Source organism: Streptomyces sp. NPDC057474, assembly GCF_042802555.1.
Taxonomy (GTDB): Bacteria; Actinomycetota; Actinomycetes; order Streptomycetales; family Streptomycetaceae; genus Streptomyces.
In genome coordinates this window covers 1-7,416 of record NZ_JBHVDX010000336.1, presented here as the reverse complement: position 1 = coordinate 7,416, position 7,416 = coordinate 1, and the positions used below count along the sequence as shown (strand labels likewise).

Below are 7,416 nucleotides of genomic sequence, written 5' to 3'. Positions count from 1 at the left end.
GGAAGCTAAGCCTTACAGCGCCGATGGTACTGCAGGGGGGACCCTGTGGGAGAGTAGGACGCCGCCGAACAAATATTGCGAAAGGCCCACACCTTTTGGTGTGGGCCTTTCTGCGTTTAGGGTCGAGTCATGCGCTATGACCTCGTGATCTTCGACAATGACGGTGTTCTCGTCGACAGCGAGCCGATCTCCAACCGGCTTCTCGCCGCGTACCTCACCGAACTCGGGCACTCGACCTCGTACGAGGACTCCATCCGGGACTACATGGGGTCGGCCATGCACCGGGTTCACGAGCTTGTCCTGGAGCGGACGGGGGAGACGCTGCCGGGGTACTTCGACGACGAATTCCACCAGCGGGTTTTCGCCGCGTTCGAGCGGGAGTTGGAGCCTGTGCCGGGTGTGGTCGCGGTGCTGGAGAAGCTGGTCGCGGACGAGGTGCCGTACTGCGTGGCGTCGTCCGGGAGTCATGAGCGGATCCGGGTGGGGCATCGGAAGACCGGGCTCGACCGGTGGTTCGGGGAGGGGCTCGTGTTCAGTGCGCAGGATGTGGGACGGGGGAAGCCGGCGCCGGATCTCTTCCTGTACGCGGCCGAGCGGATGGGCGTCACGCCGGAGAGGTGTGCTGTTGTCGAGGACAGCCCCCTCGGAGTGCGGGCGGGTCTCGCGGCCGGGATGGCTGTGTACGGGTTCACGGCGATGACGCCCGCCGAGAAGCTTGCCGGAGCCAGGGGGTACTTCTCGGACATGGGGGAGCTGCTCGACCTGCTTAGTTGAGCAGTATTCAACTTCCTCTACCCATGGGTAGGCCGTGCCCCCTACTGTGCCGCCATGACAGATGTGCTGCGGCGCGGTAGGGCCGCGTTGGCGTTCAGCTTCTTCGCTCAGGGGGTCGCGTTCGCGCTGCTCGTGACGCGGATTCCGGCCATTCAGGATAGGTACGGGGTCTCCGACGCGCTGTTGCCCCTCTTCCTCGCCGCGGTGCCTGTCCTCGCCGGGGTCGGCAGTGTCTGCACCGAGCACCTCGTGAAGAAGGTGCCGCCGAGCCATGTGCTGCGGTGGTCCCAGCCCGTCGTGCTCCTGGCGCTGCTAGGGGTGGGGGCCGGCGAGCACATGGTCGTGCTCGGTGTCTCGCTGGCAGCCTTCGGGCTGGCGGTCGGGGCGCTCGACGCGTCGATGAACATGCTCGGGGTGAGCCTGCAGCGGGCGTACGGGCGGAGCATCATGCTCGGCTTCCACGCGGTGTACAGCCTGGGTGGGATAGCCGGGGCCTCGCTGGCGTGGGTCGGGGCGCACTGGGATCTGGCGCTGGTGGTGTCGTATCTGCCGGTGGTGGTCGTGCTGCTGCCGGCCGTGCTGGTCGGGAGCCGGTGGTACGTCGACGCGGGCCCCGCCGAGGAGAAGAAGGAGGACGCCGTCCCGGCGGGGGCGGGTGGATCCGTGGCCTTCGCGATGCTGCTGCCGCTCTGTCTGGTGATGTGCTTCGCGTACATCGGGGACTCGACCGTCTCCAATTGGAGCGCCAAGTATCTGCAGGACGTGCTGGGGAGCAGTGAGCAGCTGGCGACCGTGCCGTACAACGTCTATATGGTCACCACGCTGATCGGGCGGTCGCTCGGGGACTTCGGGGTGCGGAAGTTCGGGGCCGCGGCCGTCGTGCGGGCCGGGGCGGTGGTGGCGGCGGTCGGGTTCGCCGTGGTGGCGGGGGCGCCGGGGGCCTGGGTGGGGATGCTCGGGTTCACGCTGCTGGGGCTCGGGCTGTGTGTGCTGGTGCCGCAGACGTTCGCGGCGGCCGGGCGGCTGTTCCCCGGAGCTTCGGATGCGGCCGTTGCTCGGCTGAATATCTTCAACTATGTCGGGTTCTTGATCGGTTCTCCGTTGGTGGGGGCTCTGGGGGACCTCTGGAGCTACCGCGGGGCGATGCTCATACCGATGGTGTTGGTGCTGGTGACGTTGGTGTACGCCCGGTCGTTCGAGACGGAACCGGACCGATACGGTGGCGGGCATGAGCGGCCGCGCACAGCTGATGTGGGACGAGGCAGTAACGGGCTATGACTTCGGTCCGGACCATCCGATGGATCCGGTCCGGCTGGCGTTGACCCGGAGTCTGGTGACTGCCTTCGGACTCGACCGGGAGATGGACGTCGTCTCGGCGAAGCCGGCGGGGGAGTCGACCCTGCGGCTCGTGCATCGTGAGGACTATGTGGCGGCGGTCAAGGCCGCGTCCGCGGACCCGCGGGGTGCGGACGGGTCGTACGGGCTCGGGACCATGGATGATCCGGCCTTCGCCGGGATGCACGAGGTGTCCGCGCTCATCGCGGGGCAGTCGGTGGGGGCGGCGGAGGCCGTGTGGCGTGGGGACGCGCTGCACGCCGTGAACTTCGCGGGCGGGCTGCACCATGCGATGCCCGGGGGTGCTTCGGGGTTCTGTATCTACAACGACGCGTCGATCGCCATCGCCCGGCTGCTGGAGCTGGGGGCCGAGCGGGTCGCGTACGTGGATGTGGACGTGCATCACGGGGACGGGGTGCAGGCGGCGTTCTGGGAGGATCCGCGGGTTCTGACGATCTCGCTGCATGAACACCCTCGGACGTTGTTTCCGCAGACCGGGTGGCCGGAGGAGACGGGGGCCTCGCCGAGTGCGGAGGGGTCGGCCGTGAATGTGGCGCTGCCTGCGGGGACCGGGGACGCGGGGTGGGTGCGGGCCTTCCAGGCGGTGGTGCCTGAGCTGATCGCTGATTTCCGGCCGCAGGTGCTGGTGACCCAGCATGGGGCCGATACGCATTTCGAGGACCCGTTGGCGCATCTGGCGGTGTCGTTGGACGCGCAGCGGGCGTTGCAGGTGGCCCTGCACGAACTGGCCCACGAGTACGCCGACGGACGGTGGATCGCGCTCGGTGGGGGCGGGTACGCGGTGGTGGATGTGGTGCCGCGGTCGTGGACGCATCTGGTGGCGATCGCGGCGGGGCGGGAGATCGCGCCGGAGAGTGTGATTCCCGAGGAGTGGCGGCAGCAGGTGTTCGCTCGTACGCGGCAGTTGGCGCCGGCGCGGATGACTGATGGGCGGTGGCCTGTGTCCTGGGCCGGGTGGGATGCGGGGTACGACCCTGCGGATCGGTTGGATCAGGCGGTGTTGGCTGCGCGGAAGGCTGTGTTTCCGTTGCGGGGGTTGTTGCCGTAGGGGTTCTCGCCCCCGCCGCCCCTACCCGTCCCGTCACCAGGGGCTGCGCGCCCCTTCGCCCCCCGTCAAAGATTCGGGGCTCTGCCCCGGACCCCGTTCGCGCAGTTCCCCGCGCCCCTGAAGGAAGGGGCTCGGGTTGTTGTTAGGCCAACTGTGTGGTCGTGCGGTCGTTTTGGCGGTGGCTGCCTGAGCGGTGCGTCAGCATCGAAGCGTGGTGAGTGGGCGGGCGTTGCGGGAGTATCTTGTGGCTTCCGGGCTGGCTGGGAGGGTTGCCACCGCCCGGGAGATGAGTCTGCGGAGTTATCGATTGTTCGCGGCTCGGGATCCTCGGTTTTTGATCGGATTGGATCCGGAAATGGCCTGGGGGCAGCGGGATGTGCTCGGGTTGATGGCGGAGAGGTGTGGGGTTTCGGCCGATCCGAGGTGTACATCCGGGCAGGATGTGATCGATCCGGAGCGCACGATGGGGGCGCTGGACCGCTTTGCGGAACGGGTCGCGGCGGTCGCACGGAGTGGCGGGGCGGTGCTCTTCGGGACCGGGCATCCGCATCGGCTGATCGGCTTCTACGGCGCGTTGGCGGACGCCTTGTCGGCGGCGGGATGTGAGGTTCTCACCCCCGCGACGGGTAGACGTGTCGACATAACGACCCGGTTCGGTCTACGCACGTACAACCTTGACTACGTACGAGGCGTCGCTCTCGTCCGCGAGGAGACCGCCTTGCGCTCCGGTTGTGCCACCGGCGTGCACACGCATTCACCGCTCCCGGTTCGGGCCGTTCTGGCGGCCGCGGCGGAGGCCGGCGGGCCGCTCCCGGAACTCGTGGTGGGAGACCACGGATGGGTCTGCGGGGCAGGTCAGCTGGGGTTCGAGGCGATCGGTCTTGCCGATACGGACGATCCGGCGCTCTTCGTGGGTGAGGCGGAGGGGCGGGTGTCCGTCGTCGTTCCACTTGATGACGGTGTGCGGTCTGATTACTACCGACCGCTGACCCGCTACGTACTCAATCGGGCGTGTCTGTCACAGTAGGCCGCCGATGGCATCCCCTCTTCCCCACTCGCATCACCCGCCCCTACATTGGGGAGTGAGCACGCAGCGACGAAGAGTCACCGGAAGGGGAAGCCGGTGGCCGTCGAGTGCGGAAGGTTCAGGTGTGTCATGGTTGCAGCTGGCGAGAGGCCTCTGAACGAGGTTCAGTTCCTGACCGTGGCGGAAGTCGCCTCGGTGATGCGAGTGTCCAAGATGACCGTGTACCGCTTGGTGCACAGCGGTCATCTGCCGGCGATCCGGGTGGGCAGGTCCTTCCGGGTGCCGGAGCAAGCGGTACACGAGTACCTCCGCGAGAGCTATGTGGGGGTGGAGACGGCCTGACGGCCATCGGGGCCGAGGGGCTCCCGGAGGCCCTGCGGGACCTCCGGGATACCCCCGGTTCTCCCTCGATTACGACCTCAGCGCTCGGACGGGTAGGCTGGCCCCTCGTAGGTCGTATGGGCCCATGGCGCCCAAACACCGAGTGATGAGAAGTGAGCGAGGGTAGTCGTGGGCTCTGTTATCAAGAAGCGGCGCAAGCGGATGGCTAAGAAGAAGCACCGCAAGCTGCTCAAGCGCACCCGCGTTCAGCGTCGCAACAAGAAGTAAGGCGGTCCGGCCCCTGAAAAGGGGTCCTGGCCGGCCCCCGTCGCGTAAGGGGGTCGTACGCCTTGCTTACTTGCGCGAGCGCTGTTGAGAGCGCGTTGCTGTGACCCCCCACCGAAAGCGGTGGGGGGTCACAGTGTTTTCGCGGTCATTGTTTTTGCCGGTCATTGACGGAGTCGCGGTCACCACAGCGCAACATCGAACCGCTAACGTGGCCGCACACGGGGAACGCGGCAGAGTACGAGCAGAGTTAACGCCTATGTGAGCCGACGTCTGGAAGGAAGGCGCTGATCTTGGGGAAGGTCGTGCTCGTCACCGGGGTGGCCCGTCAGCTGGGAGGCCGCTTCGTGCGGCGGATCCAGCGTGACCCGCAGGTCGACCGGGTCATCGCGGTGGACGCGGTGCCGCCGGGACACCATCTGGGCGGCGCGGACTTCGTCCAGGCCGACATCCGGCAGCCCGCCATAGCCCGACTGCTGGCCGAGCACAACGTGGACACCGTGGTGCACATGGACGTCACGGGCACCCCGCTGGGCAGCGGCGGCCGGGCCACGCTGAAGGAGACCAACGTCATCGGCACCATGCAGTTGCTCGGTGCCTGCCAGAAGTCCCCGTTGGTCAAACGGCTGGTCGTGAAGTCCAGTACGAACGTGTACGGGTCCGCGCCACGCGACCCGGCCGTGTTCACCGAGACCACGACGCCCAAGTCGTTGCCCAGCGGCGGCTTCGCCAAGGACACCGTCGAGGTCGAGGGGTACGTACGCGGATTCGCCCGGCGGCGGCCCGACGTGGCCGTGTGCGTGCTGCGGTTCGCGAACATCCTCGGGCCGAGCGCCGATTCACCGCTCGCCTCGTACTTCTCGCTGCCGGTGCTGCCGACCGTGCTGGGCTACGACCCGCGGTTGCAGTTCGTGCACGAGGACGACGTCATCGAGGTGCTGCGGATCGCGTCGCACGAGCCGGACCGGGGCACGCTCAACAGCGGCACGTTCAACATCGCCGGCGACGGTGTCCTGCTGCTCTCGCAGTGCGCGCGGCGCCTCGGCCGGCCGACGGTGCCGCTGCTGATGCCGGCGGTCAGCTGGGTCGGCTCGATGGTCCGCACACTGGGCTTCACGGACTTCTCGCCGGAGCAGTTGCGGCTGCTGACCCACGGGCGGGTCGTGTCGACGAACCAGATGCGCGAGACGCTGGGCTACCGGGCCAGGCACACGACCGCGGAGACGTTCGCGGACTTCGCGCGCAGCAGGGGGCCCGGACTCCTGCCCCCCGAGGCCCTCGCTGGGGCCATCGACCGGATCGCCGCCCTGCCCGTGGCGGGCGGCGGCCACCCCCCGACGCAGAGCGCCAACTGAGGAGCGCATCAACGATGGCGGATGCCAAGGTCATTCCGTTCGACGACGACCGGACGCGCGGGGGCGCCGTGCAGCGCCCGCCGCGCCGCCGGAGCACGGGGAGTCGGCGCAAGGGCGAGAGTGCGGTCGTGCGAGACGTCCGTGAATCCGGGGAGGTCCAGGCCCTCCCCGGACGGCCGACCAGCACCGATGATGTCCCTGTGACACGGGAGAAGCCGGAGCCGCCCCAGGAGGCCGCCGAGGCACAGGACGGCGGCGGCCTCGAGCGACGGATCGCGGGCGGGCTCGCCTTCCTGCGCAAGCGGCTCACCGGTGACTACGAGGTCGACGACTTCGGCTACGACGCCGAGCTCACCGACCAGGTGCTGATGTCCCTGCTGCGGCCGGTGTACGAGAAGTACTTCCGGGTCGAGGTGAAGGGCATCGAGAACATCCCGACGGACGGTGGCGCCCTGATCGTCGCCAACCACTCCGGGACGCTGCCGATGGACGGCCTGATGATGCAGGTCGCCGTCCACGACAACCACCCCGCCGGGCGCCATCTGCGGCTGCTCGCGGCGGACCTTGTCTTCATGCTGCCAGTGGTCAATGAACTGGCCCGCAAGCTCGGCCACACCCTCGCGTGCGCGGAGGACGCCTCACGGCTGTTGCAGCAGGGCGAGCTGGTCGGGGTCATGCCGGAGGGCTTCAAGGGGCTCGGCAAGCCCTTCGGGGACCGCTACAAGCTGCAGCGGTTCGGCCGCGGCGGCTTCGTCTCCACGGCCCTGCGTGCCGGTACGCCGATCATCCCGTGCTCGATCGTGGGCGCGGAGGAGATCTATCCGATGATCGGTAACTCGAAGACGATCGCCCGGCTCCTCGGGTACCCGTACTTCCCGATCACGCCGACGTTCCCGTGGCTCGGTCCGCTGGGTGCGGTGCCGCTGCCGACGAAGTGGACGATCCAGTTCGGCGAGCCGATCCCGACCGACGGCTATCCGCCGGAGGCCGCCGAGGACCCGATGCTGATGTTCAACCTGACGGATCAGGTGCGGGAGCAGATTCAGCACACCTTGTACAAGTTGCTGGTGCAGCGGCGATCGGTGTTCTTCTGAGGGCTTGCTCGGCGCCGGGGCTGGGCTGGGTTCCGCGGCTCGGCGGTTACGAGACACATGAGTGTGGGGGCGCCGATGAGAATCTTGGTGATCAGCCTGGGGTCGGCCGCGACGCTGCCGCCGGCCAGCGTCCGCGGTCGGCTCGCCGCCGGGTGG

8 protein-coding genes and 1 pseudogene are annotated in these 7,416 nt (G+C 68.3%); 8 read left to right on the top strand and 1 reads right to left on the bottom strand.

Translation table 11 applies throughout. The features are described from left to right. Nucleotides 1-129 precede the first annotated feature (129 nt). The 8 genes from ACFU53_RS44880 (at nt 130) to ACFU53_RS44845 (ending at nt 7,260) form a co-directional block, all read left to right on the top strand. Entirely contained in the window at nt 130-774 is a 645-nt protein-coding gene (locus tag ACFU53_RS44880) for an HAD family hydrolase (RefSeq protein ID WP_384005779.1), read from the top strand. Nucleotides 775-828: 54 nt separating this feature from the next. Continuing rightward, complete coding sequence (locus ACFU53_RS44875; protein ID WP_384005777.1) at nt 829-2,052, top strand: MFS transporter; 1,224 nt, start codon at nt 829-831, stop codon at nt 2,050-2,052. Further along, on the top strand, nt 2,003-3,178 hold the full coding sequence (locus ACFU53_RS44870; protein WP_384005775.1) for an acetoin utilization protein AcuC: 1,176 nt from the start codon (nt 2,003-2,005) through the stop codon (nt 3,176-3,178). The genes ACFU53_RS44875 and ACFU53_RS44870 overlap by 50 nt, the downstream gene beginning before the upstream one ends. A gap of 211 nt (nt 3,179-3,389) precedes the next feature. Next, nucleotides 3,390-4,205 carry a phosphatase gene (locus ACFU53_RS44865; RefSeq protein ID WP_384005773.1) on the top strand — a complete coding sequence of 272 codons (816 nt, stop codon included), beginning with the start codon at nt 3,390-3,392 and terminating at the stop codon, nt 4,203-4,205. 129 nt (nt 4,206-4,334) lie between these two features. Beyond that, nucleotides 4,335-4,547 carry a helix-turn-helix domain-containing protein gene (locus ACFU53_RS44860; RefSeq protein WP_384005772.1) on the top strand — a complete coding sequence of 71 codons (213 nt, stop codon included), beginning with the start codon at nt 4,335-4,337 and terminating at the stop codon, nt 4,545-4,547. A 168-nt stretch (nt 4,548-4,715) separates the two neighbouring features. Beyond that, nucleotides 4,716-4,814 (top strand): 30S ribosomal protein bS22, encoded by a 99-nt coding sequence (locus ACFU53_RS44855; protein ID WP_003948845.1) that lies wholly within the window; start codon nt 4,716-4,718, stop codon nt 4,812-4,814. 290 nt (nt 4,815-5,104) lie between these two features. Next, a complete protein-coding gene (locus tag ACFU53_RS44850; protein WP_384005770.1) occupies nt 5,105-6,166 on the top strand; it encodes an NAD-dependent epimerase/dehydratase family protein in 1,062 nt (353 codons plus the stop codon). A gap of 14 nt (nt 6,167-6,180) precedes the next feature. Then, entirely contained in the window at nt 6,181-7,260 is a 1,080-nt protein-coding gene (locus ACFU53_RS44845) for a lysophospholipid acyltransferase family protein (protein ID WP_384005768.1), read from the top strand. A gap of 47 nt (nt 7,261-7,307) precedes the next feature. On the opposite strand, the pseudogene ACFU53_RS44840 reads toward ACFU53_RS44845, so the two are convergent. Then, nucleotides 7,308-7,416 (bottom strand): annotated as a pseudogene (locus ACFU53_RS44840) (rhomboid family intramembrane serine protease); the annotation flags it as partial.

Bases quoted from the DNA above. Each gene is read 5' to 3' on its own strand.
- ACFU53_RS44875 (WP_384005777.1), top strand. From the start codon at position 829: ATGACAGATGTGCTGCGGCGCGGTAGGGCCGCGTTGGCGTTCAGCTTC.
- ACFU53_RS44845 (WP_384005768.1), top strand. From the start codon at position 6,181: ATGGCGGATGCCAAGGTCATTCCGTTCGACGACGACCGGACGCGCGGG.
- ACFU53_RS44870 (WP_384005775.1), top strand. From the start codon at position 2,003: ATGAGCGGCCGCGCACAGCTGATGTGGGACGAGGCAGTAACGGGCTAT.
- ACFU53_RS44860 (WP_384005772.1), top strand. From the start codon at position 4,335: ATGGTTGCAGCTGGCGAGAGGCCTCTGAACGAGGTTCAGTTCCTGACC.
- ACFU53_RS44880 (WP_384005779.1), top strand. From the start codon at position 130: ATGCGCTATGACCTCGTGATCTTCGACAATGACGGTGTTCTCGTCGAC.